General features: G+C 73.4%; 23 protein-coding genes. 8 read left to right on the top strand and 15 right to left on the bottom strand.

Annotated features, from left to right (window positions below; genetic code table 11):
* Positions 1-5: 5 nt before the first annotated feature.
* From AB0B40_RS07405 to AB0B40_RS07360, 10 genes are all read right to left on the bottom strand, one after another.
* Positions 6-500, bottom strand: coding sequence for a MarR family transcriptional regulator (locus AB0B40_RS07405; protein WP_345059447.1), 495 nt, complete (start codon positions 498-500; stop codon positions 6-8).
* Positions 501-671: 171 nt separating this feature from the next.
* Positions 672-1,787: an NADAR family protein gene (locus tag AB0B40_RS07400; protein WP_362263463.1), complete on the bottom strand. Its 1,116-nt coding sequence runs from the start codon at positions 1,785-1,787 to the stop codon at positions 672-674.
* A gap of 96 nt (positions 1,788-1,883) precedes the next feature.
* Positions 1,884-2,483, bottom strand: a complete 600-nt coding sequence (locus AB0B40_RS07395) for a transglycosylase SLT domain-containing protein (RefSeq protein WP_345059443.1) — start codon at positions 2,481-2,483, stop codon at positions 1,884-1,886.
* A gap of 216 nt (positions 2,484-2,699) precedes the next feature.
* Positions 2,700-3,023, bottom strand: coding sequence for a hypothetical protein (locus AB0B40_RS07390; protein WP_362263462.1), 324 nt, complete (start codon positions 3,021-3,023; stop codon positions 2,700-2,702).
* Between the two features lie 50 nt (positions 3,024-3,073).
* On the bottom strand, positions 3,074-4,297 hold the full coding sequence (locus tag AB0B40_RS07385; protein WP_362263461.1) for an MFS transporter: 1,224 nt from the start codon (positions 4,295-4,297) through the stop codon (positions 3,074-3,076).
* A 226-nt stretch (positions 4,298-4,523) separates the two neighbouring features.
* Positions 4,524-5,561: an ATP-binding SpoIIE family protein phosphatase gene (locus AB0B40_RS07380; RefSeq protein WP_362263460.1), complete on the bottom strand. Its 1,038-nt coding sequence runs from the start codon at positions 5,559-5,561 to the stop codon at positions 4,524-4,526.
* Positions 5,558-5,977, bottom strand: coding sequence for an anti-sigma regulatory factor (locus AB0B40_RS07375; RefSeq protein ID WP_345059435.1), 420 nt, complete (start codon positions 5,975-5,977; stop codon positions 5,558-5,560). The genes AB0B40_RS07380 and AB0B40_RS07375 overlap by 4 nt, the downstream gene beginning before the upstream one ends.
* Positions 5,974-6,342: an STAS domain-containing protein gene (locus AB0B40_RS07370; RefSeq protein WP_345059433.1), complete on the bottom strand. Its 369-nt coding sequence runs from the start codon at positions 6,340-6,342 to the stop codon at positions 5,974-5,976. Before AB0B40_RS07370 ends, AB0B40_RS07375 begins: the two co-directional genes overlap by 4 nt.
* Positions 6,339-7,187, bottom strand: coding sequence for an STAS domain-containing protein (locus tag AB0B40_RS07365; protein WP_362263458.1), 849 nt, complete (start codon positions 7,185-7,187; stop codon positions 6,339-6,341). Before AB0B40_RS07365 ends, AB0B40_RS07370 begins: the two co-directional genes overlap by 4 nt.
* Positions 7,188-7,298: 111 nt before the next feature.
* Positions 7,299-9,248: an NAD-binding lipoprotein gene (locus AB0B40_RS07360; protein WP_362263456.1), complete on the bottom strand. Its 1,950-nt coding sequence runs from the start codon at positions 9,246-9,248 to the stop codon at positions 7,299-7,301.
* A gap of 330 nt (positions 9,249-9,578) precedes the next feature.
* Here AB0B40_RS07360 and AB0B40_RS07355 point away from each other — a divergent pair, with 330 nt between their 5' ends.
* The 4 genes from AB0B40_RS07355 to AB0B40_RS07340 all read left to right on the top strand — a co-directional run bounded on the left by AB0B40_RS07355 (position 9,579) and on the right by AB0B40_RS07340 (position 12,084).
* A complete protein-coding gene (locus AB0B40_RS07355; protein ID WP_345059428.1) occupies positions 9,579-9,842 on the top strand; it encodes a hypothetical protein in 264 nt (87 codons plus the stop codon).
* Between the two features lie 54 nt (positions 9,843-9,896).
* On the top strand, positions 9,897-11,090 hold the full coding sequence (locus tag AB0B40_RS07350) for an acyl-CoA dehydrogenase family protein (protein WP_345059426.1): 1,194 nt from the start codon (positions 9,897-9,899) through the stop codon (positions 11,088-11,090).
* Between the two features lie 177 nt (positions 11,091-11,267).
* Complete coding sequence (locus AB0B40_RS07345) at positions 11,268-11,528, top strand: hypothetical protein (protein ID WP_362263454.1); 261 nt, start codon at positions 11,268-11,270, stop codon at positions 11,526-11,528.
* Positions 11,529-11,544: 16 nt separating this feature from the next.
* On the top strand, positions 11,545-12,084 hold the full coding sequence (locus AB0B40_RS07340) for a hypothetical protein (RefSeq protein ID WP_345059422.1): 540 nt from the start codon (positions 11,545-11,547) through the stop codon (positions 12,082-12,084).
* 281 nt (positions 12,085-12,365) lie between these two features.
* Here AB0B40_RS07340 and AB0B40_RS07335 read toward each other — a convergent pair whose 3' ends face one another.
* Both AB0B40_RS07335 and AB0B40_RS07330 read right to left on the bottom strand, forming a co-directional pair.
* Positions 12,366-12,926 carry an HD domain-containing protein gene (locus tag AB0B40_RS07335; RefSeq protein ID WP_362263452.1) on the bottom strand — a complete coding sequence of 187 codons (561 nt, stop codon included), beginning with the start codon at positions 12,924-12,926 and terminating at the stop codon, positions 12,366-12,368.
* Between the two features lie 164 nt (positions 12,927-13,090).
* A complete protein-coding gene (locus AB0B40_RS07330) occupies positions 13,091-14,707 on the bottom strand; it encodes an FAD-binding oxidoreductase (protein ID WP_362263450.1) in 1,617 nt (538 codons plus the stop codon).
* Positions 14,708-14,779: 72 nt separating this feature from the next.
* Here AB0B40_RS07330 and AB0B40_RS07325 point away from each other — a divergent pair, with 72 nt between their 5' ends.
* The 3 genes from AB0B40_RS07325 (at position 14,780) to AB0B40_RS07315 (ending at position 18,377) form a co-directional block, all read left to right on the top strand.
* A complete protein-coding gene (locus AB0B40_RS07325; RefSeq protein WP_362263448.1) occupies positions 14,780-15,376 on the top strand; it encodes a helix-turn-helix domain-containing protein in 597 nt (198 codons plus the stop codon).
* Positions 15,377-15,488: 112 nt separating this feature from the next.
* Entirely contained in the window at positions 15,489-16,304 is an 816-nt protein-coding gene (locus tag AB0B40_RS07320) for a class I SAM-dependent methyltransferase (protein ID WP_345059415.1), read from the top strand.
* Positions 16,305-16,382: 78 nt separating this feature from the next.
* The gene (locus tag AB0B40_RS07315; protein WP_362263446.1) at positions 16,383-18,377 is read left to right on the top strand and encodes a glycoside hydrolase; all 1,995 of its coding nucleotides are present in this window, start codon (positions 16,383-16,385) and stop codon (positions 18,375-18,377) included.
* On the opposite strand, the gene AB0B40_RS07310 is transcribed toward AB0B40_RS07315, so the two are convergent.
* The 3 genes from AB0B40_RS07310 to AB0B40_RS07300 all read right to left on the bottom strand — a co-directional run bounded on the left by AB0B40_RS07310 (position 18,334) and on the right by AB0B40_RS07300 (position 20,768).
* On the bottom strand, positions 18,334-19,356 hold the full coding sequence (locus AB0B40_RS07310; protein ID WP_345059411.1) for a LysR family transcriptional regulator: 1,023 nt from the start codon (positions 19,354-19,356) through the stop codon (positions 18,334-18,336). The two genes, AB0B40_RS07315 and AB0B40_RS07310, sit on opposite strands and share 44 nt — an antisense overlap.
* A 119-nt stretch (positions 19,357-19,475) precedes the next feature.
* Positions 19,476-19,904 (bottom strand): hypothetical protein, encoded by a 429-nt coding sequence (locus AB0B40_RS07305; RefSeq protein WP_345059409.1) that lies wholly within the window; start codon positions 19,902-19,904, stop codon positions 19,476-19,478.
* Between the two features lie 60 nt (positions 19,905-19,964).
* Entirely contained in the window at positions 19,965-20,768 is an 804-nt protein-coding gene (locus AB0B40_RS07300; RefSeq protein WP_362263444.1) for an SDR family NAD(P)-dependent oxidoreductase, read from the bottom strand.
* A 286-nt stretch (positions 20,769-21,054) separates the two neighbouring features.
* On the opposite strand from AB0B40_RS07300, the gene AB0B40_RS07295 reads away from it, so the two are divergent.
* On the top strand, positions 21,055-22,572 hold the full coding sequence (locus AB0B40_RS07295; RefSeq protein WP_362263442.1) for an MFS transporter: 1,518 nt from the start codon (positions 21,055-21,057) through the stop codon (positions 22,570-22,572).
* Positions 22,573-22,669: the final 97 nt, after the last annotated feature.

Here is a 22,669-nt window from a genome sequence, read left to right as displayed (position 1 = left end):
CCTCGTCACTCCGCGTCGAGGCCCGGCGGCCTTTGGCTCCGCGCCCCCAGCAAGGCCCGCAGGCCCTGGCTCAGCGCGGCCCGGTCGGCCGGTTTCATGCCCTCCAGCACCTCCGCGAGCGCCCGCGCCCTGCGCCGGGCCACGTCGCCGAGGACACGCCGGGCGTGCGGGGTCAGGTCCAGCCGCACCTCACGCCGCTTGTGCGGATGCAGGACACGCTCCAGCAGACCGGCCGCCTCCAGCCGGTCGCACAGTCGGCTCGCCGTGGGGAGCCCGATGTCCAGCCGCTCCGCCAAGGCGGTGAGATTCAGGCCCGGTGCCGACTCCAGTGCCCGCAACGCTCGCAGCTGGTGCTGCGACAACCGCAGCGCCGCCCCCTGAGCCGCCAGCGACCAGAGAGTCGTCAGACTCTCCACGCCGTCGGCGATTTCCAGCGCGGCGGCCTCCGCGCCCTCACCCACGCTCGCCCGGTCGTCACCGGGACCGCCGAGATGGGTCACGAGAACATCACTTTCCGTAATCTCCGGGCCACAACGACGCCCCTCTCCCTGCCGCTGCTACCCGCTCGGCCCGGTCGCAACCAGGACTTGCGGGGGCAGCTCTGCGGTGAGGTCTCCCGGCCGTCGGCCAGGAGCCCCGTTTCCCGCCCGGGGGCTCCGTCGGGCGGCGGTTCAGTCGACGCGGCTGTGCCGGGCCTGCAGTTCGGACCGGACGAGTTCCAGCAGTCGGCCCGTCCAGTTGCGGCCCCGGCCCCCGTTGTCGCCCCAGAAGCCGGAGTCCGCGTCGTCGTAGAGCACCGTCGCGTCACCCGTGGCCAGCAGGATCGCGGCGAGGTCGGGGTGTTGTTCGTACTTGGCGCGCAGCAGTCGGGCCATGACCGCGGTCCGTGCCTGTTCCCAGCCTTCGCGCCGTGGCGCCGCCGCCGCGAGGGTACGGGCCTTCGCCGCCGTCTCCGCCGCCGCGACCGCGGTACGGGCCTCCGGTGCGGCGACGGACCGGGCCCAGTAGGCGTGTGCCACCGACGGGTAGGTGACGTCGCCGAGGGTGATCGGGGCGGGGTAGTCGTTGCGGAGGGCCTGCTTGCCCGGGTCTTCGAGCGCGCGCTGCGGATACGAGTGGTACACCTTGACCGCGGGGGCGAAGGAGCCCGTCGGCCCGTCGGCCGGCACCCGTGCGGGGGCCGCGGCGCGCCACTGGCTCCGCTCCTCGAAGTACGCCACGGCCCGGTCGTACTCCCCCTGCGTCACCGGTTCCCCGGGCGGGCCCGGCGCCTGTCCACCGGGCCCGGCCACCAGGACCTGCAAGGGACGGTCCTTGTGGTCCATGTCGCCGAGCGCGTAGTGGCGCACGGTCTCGGGGATGGCCAGGTAGGCGGCCCGGGCAGCGGCCCGGTTCTCCTCCGACCGGTCCCCCATGAACACGTCCACCGCGGCGAGGCAGCGGTCGGTCGAGTCGGGGCGACGGTTCAGCTTGTCGACGGTGTCGCGGACCTCGGCGAGCAGCAGCTCCGGCGTCAACCAGGTGCGCGGTTCACCGAACGTCCACGAGGCCAGATGGTGTGCGGAGGCGTGCCCGCCGTCCGGAAGGCTGGTTGCCACCCATCCGCTGCGGAGCTTCTTCTCGAACTCGTCGAGCGTGACCAGCTCCCAGCAGTCCACGAGGCCGTCGGCGTAGATGAAGAGGTCGGTGAGGAAGTAGGAGCCGCCGTTGCAGATGAACGCGTGCCGCCAGGTGCCCGGTACGCGGACGCCGTCCGCCATGCGATGGGTGATGCGATTGCCGATCATCCGGTGATGATGCCGGACGGGTCGGCCGGGAAGCACGCCGATTGTTCACACGGCGCGGACCGCGCGGCGCGGGCACGCACCCCGCAGCCGACGGTGTCATCCGTCCACGGTGTTGTCGGCGGCGTCGAGGCCGGCCAGCGCCTCGGCCGCGCGGCGCCTGTTGGCCCGGAGACGGCGGAGATAGGACCGGGCCATGGGCCCCGGCGGGACGCCCCGGGCGAAGGCCCGCATGTTGCGCTCACCCGCGTTGTAACCCAGCGCCAGGAGTTCGTCCCGGGTGCAGCGGCGTGTGTGCCGCCTCGGCAGCGTCCGGTCCAGGTCCTTCAGGTAGAGGGCCGCGGCGTGGATGGCCAGCGCCGGGTCGTTCCGCAGGTCCTGCCACCGGGCCGTCAGGCCGTGTGCCCGCCGCACCCGCTCGAACGTCGCCCGGTGCATGTTGCCGAGGCCGAAGGAGGCGTCGGGCTTCCACCACTGCCACAGCCGCTCCAGCAGCGGGTGGTGGGGCTTGTACGCCTCGTTGTGGAGCACGGACATGAGCAGCAGCGCCGACACACCCGCCTCCTCGGCGCTGCGCGCCACCGAAGCGGCGTAGTCGGCCGGGTCGTAACCGCCCGGCCGCAGCGGCGGGGTCCTGACTCTCCCGCCGTCGGACCGCACGGGCCGTTCCCCCGTCGCCGTGATCACTTCCTCGGTCATCCCTGTTCCGTCCTCCCGGGTCACCTGCCGGCGGCATGCCCGCATGCCGTGTGGTGCTCGTGCCCCCGGCGTAATACCTCAATCCGCCGCGCCGGGCACAGGTCCCGGCCACCGCCCGGACGGCCGTACCCCGCGCGTCGGCCCCCGGCCGACGCCGCTTGCCCGTGCGCGCCGCGGCGCCGTTGCCGTGCGGTGGCGGGTGGCTGCGCACGGTCCTCACCTCGGTGTCTGTGCGTCGAGTGCCGCGAGACCGTCCTCCCACCGCCGACGGCGCCGGTCCTCGGACTGCTCCCACCACGGGGTGCCGCGTTCGCCCAACGCGACCTTCGCGTGGTGCACGCGCGCGCGTGCCGAGCGCTCCGCCTCCGCGTCGCCCGCCGCGGTCGCGGATCGCACCGCCCGGCGCGCACTCATGAGGTGGCGGCGAAGACGTGCGGCTGCTTCCTCCGGAACGGCGGGGTCCGTGGCCCGCCACTTGCGCCCGTCCACGACGACGAAGTGCCCGTCGGGAGTCCGCTCCGGCGGAGGGTGCGCGTCCACACCGACGATTGTGTCCGCCCGCGCGGGCTCTCGCGAGCCACGCCGTACGGTCAGGCCGGGCGGGGCCGGCGGGCCGCGCGGTCGGCGCGGCTGAAGAGGACGAGCGCGGTGAGAAGCAGGGCGAGATAGCCGGAGAACCACAGTGTCGCCGTCGCCGGACTGGTCAGCTGGGCGGCCACGCCGAGTCCGAGCGAGGTGACGACGAGACCCGTGTACGCGGCCAGGAAGAAGGTCGCGAGGGCCTCGGCGCGTACGTCCGCGGGCGCCGACTGCGCGACCAGCGCCACGGCGGCCTTGAACAGGGTGCCGGCCCCGAGTCCGGCGACGACGCCGCCCGCGACGAACAGGGCCGGCCAGCCCCTCACCATGCCCACGGCGACGGCGCCGCAGCCGACGGCTTCCGCCGCGACCCCCAGCGCCTCGCGGGCCGTCGGCCCCAGAGGGGCGGAGAGGATCTCCCCCAGCACCGCGGCGGCGAAGACACCGAAGACGATGGCCCCCGCGACGGCCGGCGAGGTCTGGTGGAGGGCCGTCGCGACGAAACCGGGGGCCAGGGAGGTGAAGAGCCCGAAGACCGCGAGGCCGGAACAGGCGCACGCGACGGCCCGGCCGAACAGCACGGCACCGCCGTGCATGCGGATCCGCTGCACGCGGTAGGGCGAGGGGCGGGAGGGTTCGGCGACCGTCTCCGGCAGCGGCATGACGAAGACGGCGGCGGCGGCGAGCAGCACCGCGAAGACCGCGTAGGGCGTGTGCACCGGCGCCGGGGCGTACGCCGCGAGCAGGCCGGCCACCAGCGGCCCCACGCCGAGGCCGCCGACGTTCGCCGCGGTCGAGACGGTCTCGAAGCGGCCCGGCCCCTCCCCCGGCCTCGCCCGCGTGTGCAGGTCCTGGAGGTAGGCGGTGGCGGTGGGCGTGGCCGTACCCACGCCGAGTCCGGTGACGAAACGGGCGAAGAGAAGGCCCGGCAGCGCGGGCCACGCGAGGAAGACCAGGGCCGCGGCCACTTCGGACAGCAGCGCCGCGACCAGCACCGGGCGCCGTCCCGCACGGTCGGAGAGGTGGCCGGCGGCCACCAGCCCCGCCACGACGCCCACCGCGTACACGGCGAAGACGACCGTCACGGTGAACGCGCCGAAGCCGTCGCGCTTCTCGTACAGGGGATACAGCGGGGTCGGCACGGTCGAGAACGCGATGGCCACGGTGAAGACCACCGCCACGACCCCGAATCCCGCCCTGCCGGCCCCCTCGTGGGACCGCTTCGCCAGGCTCACGCGACCCAGTCAAACACCGGGGACGGCGGCCGACGGCACGCTGAACGCCGGGAGCCGGGCCCCCGTGCGACGTCACCCGTTCGCCAGCAAGTGCGTGCGGGCGCCCCGGGGTGCGCGGGCGCCTCGGCGGCCACCGTCGCGAGAGTGCCGCAGGAGTGTGCTCGCCGGCCTCGCTCACGCCTCCCGGAGTGCCGTCCTGGTCACGTGCCGGCCGGGGGCCCGGTGGTCACGGCCGCCGGTGGAGGGCCACGACGATGCCGGCGTCGTCCCTGCGCACCGCGGCCTGGTTGAGGATCTGCGCGGCGGCCAGGGCGGGATCCTGGGCGAACAGGCCGCGGAAGTCCGCCGGCTTCCAGCGGTCGCTGAGGCCGTCGGAGTGCATGACGAGGGCGGCGCCGGGCGGGAACGCCGCCTCGAAGGTGCGCGGGCGGGGCAGTTGCAGCCCGACGATGCCCGGCAGGGACAGCAGTCCACTGCGGGTGCCCTCGGACGCCACCAGCGCCGCGATGTTGCCGGCCCCGCTCAGCCGCACGCGCTGTCCGGCGGCGTCGGCCAGGGCGATCGCCACCGCCGCTCCCCGGGTTCCGCGCAGGCCCCGGTGGACGTCCTGCAGTACGGCCTCCGGGCTCGTGTGGCCGCTGTCGCGGAAGGCCTCCCTGGCCCGGTCCGCGACCCGGGCCGCCAGGGGCCCGTGCCCGAGCCCGTCGCACATCATCAGCAGCAGCGCGTCCGAGCCGGGAGCGCCGAGCGGACGTACGGCCCAGGTGTCGCCGCACACCTGCTCACCGCTGATGGGCCGGGTCAGCCCGGCGGTCCGCACCGGGCCGGGCGGCGGGATCCGGTCGTCCGCCCAGAAGCGCGCGAACACCACCGTGCCCCGCCCGGGCAGGGAGTGCACGCCGGAGGCGTCGGCGAGCCGCCCTATGGCCCCCATGCCGATCCCCAGGCTGCCGGAGGCGGACGTGCCGTCGCGCAGCGCCCCGTGCACGTCGTCGATGCCGGGACCGCTGTCGAGCGACAGGCACTCGACGGCCGGATGACCGCCGGCCCGCACCACGCGCAGGGCGAGAGAGCCGTCGTCGGCGTACTTGAGGAGATTGGTCGCCATCTCCGTCACGCACAGTTCGACGCGCGCCACCCGCTCCTCGGGAAGGCAGATGCCGCGGGCCAGCTGCGCCGCCTGGCGGCGGGCGGCCGCCGCCAGGGCGATGTCCGAGCGCAGCCAGCACACGTCACCGGCCTCGGTGACGGGAGTTGCGTTCACCGTCCCCACTTCACAATGCGCACGGTGGTGCCTCCCGGCCCGGATTCTATGTCGAACTCGTCGACGAGCCGCTTGGCTCCGCTGAGCCCGAGCCCCATCCCGTTGCCCGACGTCCAGCCGTCCGTCAGCGCCAGCTCGACGTCCGCTATGCCCGGCCCCTGGTCGGCGAACTCCACGAAGACGCCGGTGCGGCCCGCCTCGGTGACGGCTGCCGCGCGTACGACACCGCCGCCGCCGTAGACCAGCATGTTGCGGCCGAGTTCGCTGGCCGCCGTGACGAGCTTCGTCTGGTGCACCAGCGACAGGCCGCCGCGCTGGGCCAGGGCGCGCACCATCTGCCGTGCCGCGACCACGTCGCCGCTGCCGGCGACCGAGACGGTATCGGCCGTGGCGGTCGCGACGCCGAAGTCCCTCATGCGCGGCCCGCGCTGAGGCGTCGTAGGAGCTTCAGCCCGCGCTCCAGGTTGAGGGCGGTGCGCACGCCGCTGAGGGACAGGCCGAGTTCGACCAGCGTCATGGCCACGGCGGGCCGCATACCGACGACGATGGTCTCCGCGCCGAGGATGCGCGAGATGGAGGCGTTGGTGGCCAGCATGCGCCCGACGAAGGAGTCGACGATCTCCAGTGCCGAGATGTCGATGACGACGCCCTTGGCGCCGGTGGCGACGATACGGTTCGACAGGTCGTCCTGGAGGTCCAGGACCAGCTGGTCCTCGAGGTCCGTCTGGATGGAGACCAGGAGGATCTCGCCGATCTTGAGGACGGGGACGCGGTCGGTCACAGCAGACCTCGCACGTCGTCCTCGGCGTCCAGGGCGATCTCCTTCAGCGCCTGACGCAGGGCGTCCGACAGCGAGGCGTTGGTGGGTATGTCACCGAACTCGATGCCGAGCGCCACGATGGTCTGGGCGATCTGCGGGCGGATGCCCGAGATGGTGCACTGCGCCCCCATCATGCGGGCGGCGACGACGGTCTTCAGCAGGTGCTGCGCGACCTGGGTGTCCACGGTCGGGACGCCCGTGATGTCGATGATGGCGTGGGTGGAGTCGCTGTCGACCAGCGTCTGCAGGAGCTTCTCCATGACGACCTGGGTACGGGCCGAGTCGAGCGTGCCCACCAGCGGTACGCCGACGACGCCCTCCCACAGCTTGACCACGGGCGTGGACAGCTCCAGAAGCTGTTCGGCCTGCGAGGAGATGATCTCCTCACGGGTGCGGACGTAGGCCTCCGTGGTCAGCAGGGCCAGGTCGTCCAGCAGCCGGGCGAACTGGAGGTAGGCTCGCGCGCTCTCGCCGTCGACGGTGAGGGACGGCTCCAGCACTTCCTTGAGGACGAAGACGCCGCGGGCGGTCTCGGTGGGGGTGAAGCCCTGGCGGGCGCGGTTGCGGGACAGCTCGATCAGCAGGCTGCGGGTCTCGCCGAAGGCCTCTCCCCGGCCGTCCAGCCCGCCGGCGTTGATGGCCTGGACGATGGCCTCGTACAGCTCGCCCAGTTCACGGCCCAGCTCGGCCACGCTCAGCCGGCCCCGCAGATCATCGCCGACCGTCCTGGTCCACTGAGCGAGGAACGCGTCGCGCTGCGCGGTCAGTGTCTCGACCAGAAGGTGCGTGTTGCTCTCAGTCGCCACGTCTTCCCCATCAAACACTTGATTGCATATGCCAGGGAGACGATACGACAAACCTATTTCACCAGCGGCAACACGGAGAGTTCCCGGAAGTCTGTGCGGCGCCCCGGCGTCTCACCGGTGTTCCTGAGGACCGTTCGTGGACGAGTCGCTCCCGTCCGGATCCCGTCGCATGCGGGGCAGGGCATCCCGCCCGTCGCCGCCGGCGTCGAACGCACCGGGGGCCGCCGACACCACCACGACCGCGTCCTGCGCCGCCCACACACGCCGCTCCGACTTGTCCGGGCACAGCCGGATGCCGTCGTCACCGCGCACGCCGCCCGGGTCGTACGCGCGGTAGCCGATCGCGCAGTCGCCGTGCCGCAGCGCGGACGCGGCCACCGTGGCGAAGGACGCCTCACGGCCGGGCAGCACATAGCGGCCGGCCGGACGCAGGTCCAGTGCGCCGCCCCGGGCGGCGAAGACCTCCTCGAACACCGGTGCCAGCGTGGGGTCCAGGGAGATCTGCGCCATCAGCAGAGCGGTGAGCTCCCCTCGCACCACCGCGTCGGACCGCGCGCCCAGCGGAGCCAGGGCCCGGCTGCGGTGGTCGCACAGCTCGGCCACCACCGGCAGCGCACAACCCGTCTCCTCCTCCCGTGCCCGCAGGACCAGCAGGGTCAGCAGGGTCCGGTCGTCGGGCCTCCCGGAACCGGCGGCCCCGTCCGGGCCCAGCACGATGACGCTGTCGTAGCCGCGCGTGTCGACGGTACGCAGGGTCTCGGGGCGGGCGAGGTCACCGACGCGGTGGGTGACGGTGAGCCGCCCCGTGGCCGGCAGGTCCTGGGGCGGTGTGCGGACGACCTGGTCGTCCGGACCGGTGACCACGTCCAGGACGGAACCCGGCCGGGCGGTCCGGCGCAGGATGTCCACGATCAGCGGCGCCCGCCGGTTCCAGCCCAGCAGCAGCACCCGTACGGGTTCTCCCGGGACCGGGACGAGCGGAGCCATGGCGGCCGGGTCGACGTGTCGCCGGCGGTCGACGGGCGGACGGGCGGTGCCGTCGTGTGCGACGACGACCAGCCGGTCTCCCGCCCCGAGGACGGTACCCGGCTCCGGTGTGAGACAGGGACGGCCGTCGGCCCGCAGGAACCCCACCACACAGACGCTCTCGAAGCGCAGCGCTGCCTCCGCGAAGGTGAGCCCCACCAGTTCCCCGACCGCGACCACGTGGAACTCGGCCCCCGCGACGTCGAGAAGGTCACGCAGCACAGCCGGGAGGCCCGGGCGGCGCGCCGACTGCACCAGCAGGCGCGCGGTCGTCAGGTCCGTCTCCAGAACGACCCCCCGCGCCCCGGCGGCCAGCCGCGCGGCCGGCAGATAGCGGCCGTCCCGCACTGCCGCCACCACCGGTGGCCCGTCCTGCGCACCGGTCAGCGACCTCAGCGCCAGCAGGACCCGTACCACCTCCGGATCGGCGTCGGTGTCCTCGGCCGGCAGCACCAGAACCGAACCGGCCGAGGCCGGGGCGACCAGTGCCAGAGCCCCGGGGTCCGTCAGCGATCCGGTACGGCAGACCAGCCGGGCCCGGCCCGCGCCCAGCGTGGCGGCGAGCGCACGCTCCATCTCGGTGGTGTCCCGGTCGGCGAGCACCGCCACCACTCCCCGCCCACTGCTCAGCTGCGCCGCGACCAGCTCCGCGACCACCGTGAACACCTGTTCCGACCAGCCCAGTACGACCGCGTGATCACGCTCCAGCACGGTAGAGCGCCCGCGGCGCAGTTCCGCCAGCCGTTCACCGAGCCCGGTGGTGATCACACCCACGAGCGTGGACACGCACAGCAGGGCGACCAGCCCGAGCACGACGGAGAGCAGCATCCGCAGCGGCGCGCCGGTCGCCACGCCCAGGCGCAGGGTCTCCGCGCTGACGCGCCACACCGCCGTGAGCCGGCCGGACAGGGTGCGCGGCGCGTTCGGGTCCATCCACACCAGCAGGGTGCTGACCGGCACGACGACCGCGAGACAGCTCAGGGCGAGCCAGAACAGCAGCCTTCCCGTGCTGCGGGCCAGCCTTCTGTCGAACACGTAGCGCGCCCGGTCCCGTAACGAACTCCGCCTGCACCCCCGCACATCCGCCCCCTCACTGTCCGCCCGTGGTCCGGCGGTCCCAGCGTGCGGGGGACGGCGCTCGCGACATGCCGTGCGACCACGCCATTCATCCTTTCGGGAGCGTTCTTCGGGGTCCGGGGCCGCGGGACCCCGCGTCCGGGCCGCGCCCCTCGCCGGCGAAGACGTCCGAACCGGCCGCCGGCCCGACGCGCCGCACGAACGAGGCGGCCACCGTCGCATGCGGTGAAGTCGCCCGGCGGGGGTACCGGCAGGACGACACGTGAGGCGAGCTGCCGGAAGGTGACGATGGGTTCGATACGTCAGTTGCGACGGCTGCGGGCCGTGTACGCGGGCGGTGTACTGGCCTGGACCTCCTGCCTGTTGCTGGGCATGGTCCGGGACGACGGGTCGGCACGGCAGACGGTGGTGCTGCTGGGCCTGCTCGCCGTCTTCCTGGTCCTGCTGCTGTGGTCGACCTGGTGCCTGTGGGAGGCCGGAGGGCACCCCTCGGTGGACCGGGCCGCGGTACGGCGGGCACAGGCGCCGGCCGGACCCGGCGGCGCGCCCTGACCCCGCACCCGCCGGCTCGGGCATCGCACGGCGCAAGCGTGGAAGAAGTGCCCCATGACTACTCCCACGGAACAGCAGAACGTCGCCGACTTCTACGACTTCGAGGCCGCCCTGACGAAGGAGGAACGCGAAGTCCTCCACCGGACCAGGGCGTTCATGCGGGAACAGGTCCGCCCGCTGGTGGCCGAGCACTGGGCCGCCGGCAGCTTCCCCGAGGAGCTGATCGGGCGGTTCCGTGAGAGTGGGCTGGCCGGGCTGGCGTACGAGGGCTACGGCGAACCGGGACCGGCCGCGAGCCATGTGCTGACGGGGATGATGGCCATGGAGATGAGCCGCGTCGACGCCTCCGTCGCCACCTTCTTCGGTGTGCACAACGGCCTCGCCATGTACGCGATCCAGGTCGGTGGCGACCAGGAGCAGCGTGACCGGTGGCTGCCGGCCATGGCGAGGATGGACACCATCGGGGCGTTCGCGCTCACGGAGCCGCTCGACGGTTCCGACATCGCGGCCGGCATGCGCACGACGGCGCGGCGCGAGGGCGACACCTGGGTGCTCGACGGTGCCAAACGCTGGATCGGCAACGCGACCTTCGCCGACCATGTCGTCGTGTGGGCCCGTGACGTCGCCGACGACCAGGTCAAGGGCTTCGTCGTCGGCAAGGGCACACCCGGGTTCACGGCCGAGAAGATCGCCCACAAGACGTCGCTGCGCATCGTCGAGAACGCGGACATCACCCTCACCGACGTCCGGGTGCCGGAAACCGACCGGCTGCAGAACGTGTCGTCGTTCCGGGACGTGGCCGAGATCCTGCGCGCCACGCGCAGTGGCGTCGCCTGGCAGGCGCTCGGCGTCATGATCGGGGCGTATGAACTGGCGCTTTCCTACGCCAAGGAGAGGGAGCAGTTCGGCCGTCCGCTCGCGGGGTTCCAGCTCGTGCAGGACCTCCTGGTCAAGAGCCTGGGAAACATCACGTCGAGTTGGGGGATGCTGCTCCAGCTCGCCCGGCTGCAGGACGCCGGGGTGTTCCGGGACGAGCACTCGTCCCTGGCCAAGGCGCACGTCACCGGCCGCATGCGCGAAGTCGTCGCCTGGGCCCGGGAGATATTCGGGGGCAACGGCATCGTCCTGGACTACGACGTGGCGCGCTTCTTCGCGGACGCGGAGGCCATCTACTCCTTCGAAGGCACCCGGGAGATGAACACCCTGATCGTCGGAAAGGCGATCACCGGTGAGAGCGCCTTCGTCTGACGGGCGGCGACCCGGCCGGGGCATGACCCGGCCGGGGCATGACCCCGGGCATGCGGACACCGGCACCCGGAGGCCCAACTTCCGTCTATCTGCGCCACTTTGGGCACTTGTGCGGGCGCTCCCGGGGTATCCGCCGGGCACAGCATGACGGAAACGGCAGACGGAGGAGGGGCCGGCGTGCCTCAGCGAGAACCCTTGCAGGACCAGGGAATCGGGGACTTGGAGCCCGGCACGGGACAACGCGAGCAGTTGCGCGCACGGGTCGGGGACATCGCGTGGACCAGTCTGTGCGTGGTGCTGGCGGTCTGGGCGGTGCTGGAGTCCATCGGCTCCCTGAACGGATCGGCGCGCTGGGCCTACGCGGGTGTGGCGTGGATCCTGCTGGGCGCGGCCCTCGTGACGCGCGTGTCGGCCGTCCGGCGCCGGTCACGGGTGTGACCCGGGGAGGTTGGTCATGGAACGCGTAGGTGCCTTTCTCGGCCGGCACGTGTGGCTGCAGCTGGTCCTCTCCGTCCTCGCCGCCAGCGCTCTGGTCATGCTCCTGTTCCCGGGGCGGTCCGTTCTGTCGGTCCTGGTGCGCACGACGGTCACCTCTCTCGGCGCGATCGGCCTGTTCCTCGCCCGGCGGCGCCGGGAGAAGCGTGCCGCCGGCGGTTCGGCGGACGATCTCGTGGCGCTGGAGCTCAAACTGCGCCATGGTGAGGTACCGACGGCGCCGAAGGAGCGTGCGGCCATGGGCGACCTCGTGGCACAGCGCCTTCGCCGCACGCGCCACCGGGTGGCCGCCCTGGTCGGCCTGGCGGTGCTGTTCACCGCTGTCACCGCACTGATGGCGCTGACCGGGACGGTGCGCCAGGCGATCGGATACGCGGTCCTCACCGTGGTGTTCGTGGGCTGGAGCATCCTTGGCAGCAATGTGCAGCACCGGCGCCTGTGCGCCATGCGCGCCGCCCTGCGGGACGAGGGGCCGGTCCGGACGGCCCGACAGCGATGACCCGACGGCACGGCAGGGCTGCCTGGTCGGCTGCCCGCCGGCCCGCCGCCGGTGACCGTGTCCGCCCGTCCCGGCCGCGGCGCCGTCGCCCCGAGCGGTAGCGGTAGCGGTGCCGGTGTCCGCGCGCCCGCCCGCACCCGTCCTCCCGGGACGCCCCGGTGACACGGGCGTCGCCCGCGGTGGTGATGCCGGGACCGGGCTCGTACCCCGACCGGATCGTCCACCGGCCGGTTACGAAGACGCCGGGGACCGCCCGGCGACCGGGCCCGCGGTCCACGGCTTCACCCGGCCGCCCGACCACCGGCGGCCACGCGCCGGACCACCGGCCGCCACGACTCCAACGACCCCACCGGCAAGCCCACCACCTTCCCCGCGTCGTCCGCCCTGCGCAGGGCGATCGCCGCGGGGAAGTCCGGGTGGGCCTCGAAGTCCGCCGCCTCCTCGGGAGACATCGGGCCGCCCTGGCAGCCGAGCGTGCGGGCGCTCTCCGGTGAGAGCACCAGCCGCGGGTCGGCGGCGGCCAGATAGCGTTTGGCCGGGATGTGCGCGGCGACCAGGCGGGCGACCCTCGGCCCGAGCAGACCTTCGACCGCCTCGGCGGCGTGTCCGCCGTGTGCCGCCTCGTCGGCGGGCACCAGGTAGTGGCCGATGTCGTGGACGAGTCCGGCCACGTGCAGTTCCTCGTCCTCCGGGTGACGTTCGGCCAGCAGGGCCGCCACCTGGAGCCCGTGATCGAGGATGTCCACAGGATCACCGGAGCGGTCCGGGGTGTCCCAGACGTCCTCGCAGTCGGCCAGCAGCGCCATGAGCGCGTCCACGGACGGTATTCGGTCGTGCGTCATACGGCCACGCTGCCGCAGTCGGGCGAACGACGGATGTCGGCGGGCCGTACGGGCGGCGGCCCGGCGGTCGGCCCCCCGCACCCTCGTCGCCGTAGCGCTGCACCGACGCGCGGAACCCGTGGCCGGGTGTCCTCCCGGGCGCCGGAGGCGACGAGGCGGTGGCGTCACCGCGCCGGCAGCAGCACTCCGGGATTGAGGATCCCGGCCGGGTCCAGGGCCGTCTTGGCGGCGGACAGCGCGGCGGCGAAGGGGCCGGGGCGCTGGCGGTCGTACCAGGGGCGGTGGTCGCGGCCGACCGCGTGGTGGTGGGTGATCGTGCCGCCGGACGTCTCGATCGCCTCGGACACGGCGGCCTTGATGTGGTCCCACTGCGCCACCATGCCGCCCCAGCGGCCGGGTGCGTACACGCCGAAGTACGGGGCGGGCCCGTCGGGATAGACGTGGGTGAACCGGCAGGTGACCACCCCGGTGCCGGTGGTCTCGCGCATGGCCTGCCGCGCCGCCTCGGTGACCGCCCGGTGGAGTGTCTCGAAGGTGTCCCAGGTGCACGCCGTCTCGAACGTCTCGGCGATCACCGAGTGACGGGCGAGCGCGTCACGCTGGTAGGGCATCCGCAGGAACGCCGAACGCCAGGTGTCCACGGCGGACCCTCCGGCCGTGCCCTCTCCCGGCCCGCTCCCGGAGGGCGCGCCGGATGCCGCGCGGGTGTCGGCGGACGCCTCTCCGCCGTGGTCGCGGCACAGCTCCAGGGCTCGTTCCAGGCTGCGGTGCACCGGATGCGCGGCGGACTCGAAGCCGAGGACGAGTACGCCGCCGCCCACGCTGACGCCCGCGTTGAGCAGTGCCTCCGACGCGTCCAGGAGCCGGCAGTTCGCCGGGTTCAGGCCGCTCTGCGCGATGGCCCGGGTGGCCGCCACGGCCGCCGCGTAGTCATCGAACCGCACCGACGCCCGGGCGCGCCATCGAGGCCGGTCCTGGAGACGCATCCACGCCTCGGTGATGACGCCCAGCGTGCCCTCGCTGCCCAGGAAGAGCCGGTCCGGTGACGGCCCCGCGCCCGATCCCGGCAACCGTCGGGACGCGCTGACCCCGCTCGGCGTGACGACCCGCATCGACTCGACGAGGTCGTCGATGCGGGTGTACAGCGTCGCGTAGTGGCCGCCCGCCCGTGTGGCGAGCCAGCCGCCGAGCGTGGAGAACTCGAAGGACTGCGGGAAATGACGCAGGGTCAGGCCGTGCGGCCTGAGCTGGTCCTCCAGGCGCGGGCCGAAGACGCCGGCCTGGATCCGCGCGGCCCGGCTCGTGCTGTCGACCTCCAGGACCCGGTCCATGCGCTCCAGATCCACGGTGACCACGGCGGGGTGGTCTTCGCACCGCGGTTCCACACCGCCGACCACCGAGCTGCCGCCGCCGTAGGGGATCACCGCGATGCCCGCACGGCCGCACCAGTCGAGGAGGTCGGTCACGTCGCGTTCGTCGCGGGGCCGCGCGACCAGGTCCGGTACATGGCGCAGATCCCCCTGCAGGTTGCGCACCACGTCCCGGAACGCCTTGCCGTGCGCGTGCGCGGCACGGTCGGCCGGTTCGGCGGAGCACAGGGCGGCGAGCGAGACGGGCGGGGTCACCCGGGGAGCGGGAAGGCCGAGCGAGGCGATGCCGGGCGGCTCGTGACCGGCCAGGTCGCCGGGCACGAGCGCCCGCACGCGGTTCAGCAGCGCCCGCAGTTCGGCTCCGTCCACCGCGTCCTCGACATTTCCCCAGCCCCACCACGACCGCGTCATGACGCCGCACCCCCTTGAATTGACCCTCGGGTAAATTACCGATGGGTCACATGGTGGAGTACGCTCACCCTCATGGGCAAGGCCGGAACGAAGGGCGTCTCCCGCGCGGACCGGGAGCGGCAGATCATCGACGTGGCCGTGGAGGAGTTCGGCACCCACGGCTACGCAGGCGTGTCGGTCGCCGCCGTCGCACGGCGCGCGGGAATCTCCAAACCTCTGGTCTACAGCTACTTCGACACCAAGGACGGCCTCTACCTCGCCTGCGTCCACCGGGTCGGCGCCCTGCTGGTGGACGCCGTGGCCGCCGCCCGGTCCCGCAGCGGCTCGACGGACCACGCGCTGGACACCCTCCACGCGATCTTCGCCACGGTCGAACGGCACCGGCACGCCTGGTCCGTCCTCTACGACCCCGCCCTGCCGCCGGACGGTGAGCTGCGCGACGCCGTTCGCCGCTTCCGCGGGCGCCTCGCCGCCATGGGCGCCGCCGGTGCCGCCCGGCTCCTCACCGGCGCCGGACACGACGACCCCCTCGACCACCAACTCCTCAACGAGGTCTGGCAGTACGCCGTGACCGCCGTCATGCGCTGGTGGTCGGACCATCCGGACCAGAGCGCGGCCGAGATGACGGCCCGCTGCGCGCGCCTCCTCACGGCGCTGGGCGACGGCTGACCCTTTATGTACCGTTATGCGCGAGCCGGCGCGCGCACCTGTACGCGGACCGTCACGTACACGTACACGTAGCCCGAGACGCGCACGGCCGCCAGGGCAGGAGGTCCGGTTCATGACGAGTTCCCCCGCGGGCGGGTCCGCGCCCGAAGAAGGCCGCTACGGCGAGGACCTGTTCGCACCGGAAGACCCGCGGGAAGCGGAGCGGATCGACGCCGCCGCGCTGGTCTACGACCCGGTGACCACCCGCCGGCTACGGGCCCTGGGCGTCGGGCCGGGCAGCCGCTGCCTGGAGGTGGGCGCCGGGACCGGAACGGTGGCACGGTGGCTGCTGGAGGAGGCGGGGGTCGACGAGGTGGTCGCCCTGGACCGGGACACCGGCGCGCTGGACGCCCTGCGAACGCCTCGGCTGCGGGTGATCACCGCCGATCTCACCGACGAGACCCTGCGCCCGGGCGGCTTCGACCTCATCCACGCCAGGTTCGTCCTCATGCACCTCCCCCAGCGGCGCCGGATCATCACGCGGCTCGCGGGGTGGCTCAACCCCGGCGGCCGGCTGGTACTGGGCGACGCCCTGGAGGTACCGGACGCCCTGGACTCCTCGTCCGCGTACCGGCGCACCATGGACGCCATGTGGCGGGCGCTGCGGTCGACGATCGGCACCGACATCTCCCACGTCCCGGCGTACCCGCACTTCCTGAGAGAGGAGGGGCTGCACGACGTCGCCGCGGAACTGTTCAGCCCGCCGCTCGTGGCCGGCAGCCCCCTGGCCCTGTTCTGGGCCGAGACATGGAGCCGGATGCGCCCCGCTCTGGAGGCGACCGGCCAGGTGGACGCGGCGGTCGTCGACGAGGCGCTCGCGTACCTGGCCTCACCCCGGCTCGCCGAACTCGGACCCGGCATGGCGATGGCCTGGGGGCAGCGGGACTGAGGCCCGCGGGAGAGCGGACCGGCCGCGCACGGCACGTTCTTAGAAGTCTCTTATCCCGCGTCACCACAGTGGCCGGCCATGAGGACGAGGAAGATCAGGAACACCAGGAAGAAGATCATCGCGCTGGGCGGTGCGCTCACGGTGGTCGGTGTCGTGGGCACGGCCACCGCGTTCGGTACGGGCCCCGGCGGCCGTCCGCATGTCGAGGCGCACGGGGGTCAGGTGACCGTTCCCGTCGCCGGCGGACGCGCGGTGGTGGACACCGCGACGCTGTCCGTACGCGCCCGGGCCGACGACGGCCGCACCTGGCAGCTCTCCGCGCCCGCGGCCGGCGGACTCGGCCCCGCCGGGAAGGTGTCGGTGCACGGCGGCAGGGCGACCTGGCGGTACGCGGCGAAAGGGCTGACGGTCACCGCGTCCGCGCGCGAAGGGCGGCTGGCGGTGTCCGTGCACTCGGCCGGGCGGTCCGGGTCCACCCTGACCTGGCCGGTGACCGGCGGCGACCCGGCCACGAGGGACGTGCAGGTGCCGCGCGGTGAGGGTCTGTCGGTGCCGGTCGCCGACCGGTGGTGGAACTCGGCGCGGGCGGGGCTCGCCGGCTCGGAGGCGGGCATGGCCGACGGCCTGACGATGCCGTTCTGGGGCACGAGCCTGTCGGGACGGCACGGCGCGAGCTACATCGCCGAGACCGACATCGGGACCACGCTGAAGTTCGTCTCCGCCGCCGGCCGGCTGCACACCGAGACCGAGCACGCGTTCTCGGCGCGTGAGGGCACGGCGGACTACAGGGTGACCTTCGCACTCACCGACGGCTCGCCGGTGGCCGCGGCCCGCGACTACCGCGCCTGGCTGACCACGCACGGCGGCATCACCACCCTGCGCGAGAAGATCGCCCGGAACCCGGACGTCGGCAAGCTGGTGGGCGCCTTCCACGCCTACACCTGGGGCCGGGCGCGGACCGCCGAGGGCGTCCGCCGGCTGCGGCAGCTCGGCATCGACCGGATGTGGCTCGGTTACGACGCCGACGGCTCCCCCATGGACGCCGAGGCGACGCACGCGGCCGAGCGGTCCGGCTACCTCGTGGGGCCGTACGACTCCTGGGCCAACGCCCAGGACCCCGGCTCGGCCGACACCTCGGTGTCGAAGTGGCCCGCCGGGGTGTGGCCGGACGCCTGCGTGCACGGACCTGACGGCAAGCCCGTCACCGGGTTCGGCGGGCGCGGCTGCTATGTCAGTTCCGAGGCGCTGCGGCGGGCCGAGCCCTCCCGGCACCTTCTCGCCGACCGGACCCGGGAGATGACCGCGAACGGTGCCGACAGCTACTTCCTCGACGTCGACGCCGCCGGCGAGCTGTTCACCGACCACACCCCCGCGCACCCGATGACCAAGGCCCGCGACCGCCGGAACCGGCTGGAGCGCATGGCCCGGCTGTCCGGCGACCGGAGGCTGGTGCTGGGGTCGGAGAGCGCCGGATCGTGGGCGAACGGCGTGCTGTCGTTCAGCCACGGCTCGGGCACGCCGGTCACCGACCGGCTGTGGGCGCTGGAGAGGGACCGCGCGACCTGGGGCGGCTACACGCCCGCCGGGGCGCCCGGCATCTACTTCAAGCCGGTTCGCCTCCCGGCCGACGTCGCCAAGGCGATGTACGACCCGAGGTACCGGGTGCCGCTCTACCAGACCGTGCTGCACGACTCGGTGATCAGCACCGAGCGCTGGGAACTGCCGTGGTCGAAGCTGCCGGACCAGAGCCGCACCCGCGCGCTGCTGGCGATGCTCTACAACGTGCCCCTCAATCTCGTGCTCGACCAGTTTGAACTCGACCGCCACGGCGAACGGATCGCACGGCTCCAGAAGTACTTCGCGCCCCTGCACAGGGCTGCGGCGACCGAGCCGATGACCGGCTTCCGCTGGCTGACGCCGGACCGCCGGGTCCAGCGGACGACCTTCGGCGACGGCGTGCTGACCGTGACTGCCAACTTCTCCGCCGTCACACACGACGGCCTGCCCGGCGGGTGCGTCACCGCGGCGATCAGGGGCGGCGAGGCCCGGCAGCTGTGCCCGGCCGGCCTGTGACGAGCCGGCACACCGCCTCACGGGGGTCCGACGGCTCCGGCTCGTCGGGCACCCGCGCTCGCGCCAGCCACTGCCGGTAGGCCGGAGCGTCACGGGCCACCGCCCAGTAGGCCTCCTGCAACTCGGGGTAGACGTCGTCCAGTTCGGACTCCGTGCGGGCGGCCAGCAGCAGCCGTACCCCGATCGGGTCGCCCTCCAGGGGGCGGATCGCGCAATCCGGCCGGGGATGGGCCGTCGGCTGGCTGACCGTGACCACCTCGCCGATGGCGGCCAGTGAATACGCGGTGAGGTAGTCGCCGTGCAGGATCTCGGAATCAAGGCCCGCCGCGCGGAGCACCCGGCACAGCGCGTCCCACTCGCCGTCGACCGTGGAGTCGACCATCCAGCGGTCGCCGGCGAGGTCCGACAGGCTGACCTGACGCCGTGACGCCGCCGGATGGTCCGCGGCGAGCGTGACGAACTGCGGTTCCCGCTCGACGAGCACGCGCAGGCGCAGGCCCGGCGGAACGCGCAGCGCACTTCCCTCGACCTCGTGCACGAAGGCCGTGTCGAGCCGGCCCGCGGCGACCATCTCCAGCAGGGCGTTGGCGGACCCGCTCATCCGCAGCGTCGGTTCGATGCGCGGCAGCCGTGCCCTCAGCAGCCGGAGCCAGCCCGGGATGGCCCGGCTCGCCGTGGCGCCGATGCGCAGCTGGAACCCGTCGGCGGCCCGGGCGGCGGCGGCCCTGGTCTCGGTCACGATCGCCGCCAGCTCCGCCACCAGCGGCCTGGCCCGGCTGAGCACGGCCAGCCCCAGCGGGGTGGGCCGGCAGCCGGTCCGGGCACGCACGAAGAGCTGGGCACCCAGCGTGCGCTCGATGCGCCGCAGCTGGGTACTCAACGAAGGCTGCGCCAGGCCGAGTTCGCGTGCCGCCTTGTGCACACTGCCGGTGTCCGCGATGGCGCAGAGAACGCGAAGGTGCCTCACCTCCAACTCCATGGAGGGAGCGTAGGACGGTGCGGGACACCACACCAGATGTTCAAGTTCCAACGAAAGCGGACGAAGTCGGTCGCTCCGCTCACGAGCCGGCCCCGCGCAGGGCGAGGCCCGGCAGCACGTCAGATACGGCCCTGGGTCCAGCGGGTGAGCGGCCCGTGCGTATGGCGCTCGGCCCGGCGCCCCCACGTGTACGACGCCGCGCTCAGCGCGGTGAGGCCCGCGCCCACACCGGCGGCGAGCATCTTGCGGTGGGCGACGACCGCCCAGGCCGTCTTGGCGGTGGCCGCGACCTGGCCCGACGCCGTGACGATCGCCTGACGCCCCGATTCGACACCCCGAGCCGCCGTGCGGGCCGCCGCACCGGTCGCCTCGGCCGCTCGTTCGGTCCCCGACTTCGCGGCGGACACCGCGTCGTCCGTACCCGCCACCGCCTTCTTCGCCGCGCGGCCGGCCGGTGCCGTCGCCTTGTCCGCCGCCCGCCTGGCCTTCGCGGCGGTGTCCTGCGCCGGCCCGGACTGCTTGCCCGTCTCGTTGTTCGTCTCAGTCATGGACTTCGCGTTGCCCGTGCCTCCCGGCGCAAACCTGCCCCGCCTCCGGGCCGTTGACCCTCAGCGATGTCCGTCCGGGTCGTCGGCGGATCCCGGCTCCGCCATCGAGCGGTGCATGGCGGCCTTGACGCTGTCCGGCAGGATCTTGTTCGCCAGACCCTGGGCCCTGGTCCTCAAGGAGCCGGTGACCTTCTTCGCGTGTCCGTGGACGATCGCGTCGAAGGCCTGGCGGGCCACGTCGTCCGGGTCGTCCTTGTCCGCGGTGCCGACTTTGGTGTCGCCCATGTCCGCCCGGCGGAAGAAGTCGGTGCCGGTCGGCCCGGGCAGGAACGCGGTGACGGTGACGTCCGTGTCCTTGAGCTCGTTGCGCAGCGCCTCGGAGAAGGACTGCACGAACGACTTCGAGGCGTTGTACACCGGCTGGAAGGGCCCCGGCATGGTGGCCGCGATGGAGGACGTGAACGCCAGCCGGCCCGAGCCGCGGCGGAGCATGTCACGCACCAGCGGCTTGGCGAGCCGCACCGTGGAGGTCACGTTCAGATCGATCACGGAGAGGTCGTCGTCCAGGTCCGTGTCCACGAAGGCCCCGCCCCGTCCCACCCCGGCATTGAGGACGGCGACGTCTATCTCCAGGGCGATGGTGGCCGCGACCAGCCGGTCCACGCCCGCCGCCGTCCGGAGATCGGCCTGTACGGCGCGGACCCCGGCGCCCGTCTCGCGCAGCAGCAGCGCGGCGTGCTCCAGGCGGTCGTCCTCCGCGTTGATCAGCAGATCGTAGCCGTGCTCGGCGAACTGCCTGGCCAGTGCGTATCCGATTCCGCTGGAGACCCCGGTCACCAGGGCAAGCGGCTTGTCGTCGTCCATATGGTCCGGAGTAACCACCGTCGCCTGCGCCCAACCGTGCGGGACGCGGGAGTCTTCCTTCGCCACGGGCCTCCGTACCACCTCGCCCCGCGCCGGCCGGGCCGACCGCCCCCGCGCGCGGGCTGCGCGCCGTCAGTCCCGGTCCAGGCGTGACATGGCCGCGTCGCGGCGTCAGCGCTCGCCCGTCTCACGAGGCACCGCCCTGCTCTCCGCAGCGGCGGTATGTGTGCCCCGTCCGCACAGGGGAACCTGTCCCGCCCGGGTGCGCACGGTGAGAGGAGGCCGGGTGACAGCCTCGACGTCAGCCGCGGGCGGTCCGGAGCCGGCTGCCCGGGAGGACGGGTACGAGCCGGATCCGAACCGCTGGCATGCCCTGTGGGTGACGCTGGTCGCCGGGTTCATGAGCCTGCTCGACGTCACCATCGTGGCGGTCGCCCTGCCCACCATCCAGCGCGAGCTGCACGCCTCCCCCGCGCAGGTGCAGTGGGTGGTCTCCGGCTACGCCCTCACCTTCGCGCTCGCCCTCGTCACCGCCGGCCGTCTCGGTGACGCCCTGGACCGGCGCCGTATCTTCCTGCTGGCCCTCAGCGCCTTCGTCGTCTTCAGCGCGGCGTGCGGAGCGGCCCCGGACATCACGCTGCTGGTGGTGGCCCGCCTCGCCCAGGGTCTCGCGGCCGGTTTCATGGCGCCCCAGAACTCCGCGCTCATCCAGCAGATGTTCCGCGGCGCCGAGCGCGGTCGCGCCTTCGGCTTCTTCGGCGCCACCGTCGGCATCTCCTCCGCCGCCGGCCCCATCACCGGCGGTGCCATCCTCGCGCTCGCCTCCGGCGCCCAGGGCTGGCGGTGGATCTTCTACGTCAACGTCCCCATCGGCATCCTCGCCGTGCTCCTCGGCCGCCGGCTGCTCCCGCGCGTCCGCCGCTCCGGGCGGGGCAGCGTGGACGTGGTCGGCGTGCTGCTCCTCGGCCTCGGCGTCCTCGCGCTCATGTATCCGCTGGTACAGGCCGAATCCGGCGGCCTCGGCCGCCTTTGGTGGCTGTTCGTCGTCGGCGCGGCGCTCCTCGCCGTCTTCACCCGATGGCAGCGACGCCTCGTCACCCGGGGTGCCCAGCCGCTGCTCGACCCGCGCCTGTTCACCACCGTGCGCGGCTACGCCGTCGGCGCCGGCATCGGCACGCTGTACTTCATCGGCTTCAGCGGTGTCTGGCTGGTCTTCGCCCTCTTATACCAGCGCGGCCTCGGCTTCTCCCCGCTGCGCTCCGGGCTCGCCGTGACACCCTTCGCCCTCGGCTCGGCGAGCGCGGCCGTGCTGTCCGGCCGGCTGGTGGAGCGGTACGGCCGCCTGCTCACCGTGTGCGGACTCGCGGGTGTGGTCGTCGGCCTGGGCGGCACGGCGCTGCTGCTCCGTTTCGCGCCCCTGCCCATCGCTCCCTGGGTCGCGGCCCCGGTGCTCTTCCTCGGCGGCATCGGCAGCGGCTTCGTGGTGTCCCCCAACATCACCATGACCCTGCGGGACGTCCCCGTGCGCATGGCGGGCGCGGCGGGCGGCGCCCTGCAGACGGGGCAGCGGCTGGGCGCCGCGCTGGGGACCGCCGCCCTGCCCGGCCTCTTCTACCTGGTGCTCGGCAGGAGCCACGACTACCGCGGCGCGCTCGTCACCGCGCTGGGCGCCGGCCTCGTCGGCATGGTGGCGTCCCTGGCTCTGGCGACGTTCGACTGGCAGCGCGACCGGCGGTCGCACAAGCGGCACCGCAAGTGCCCCGACGAGATCGCCAACGACCCCGTGCACGCCCGGCAGACCTGACCGGCCCCGACGCGCCCTGCTGGTCGGACGGCAGGGCCATCAGGGTGGCCCGAAGCCGTGTCGGGACGGGGGGCGTGAGCGCGTTGGCCATGCTGGG

Source organism: Streptomyces sp. NPDC042638, assembly GCF_040647235.1.
In the GTDB taxonomy this organism is placed as follows: domain Bacteria; phylum Actinomycetota; class Actinomycetes; order Streptomycetales; family Streptomycetaceae; genus Streptomyces; species Streptomyces rameus.
This window is presented reverse-complemented; position numbering and strand designations above follow the sequence as displayed.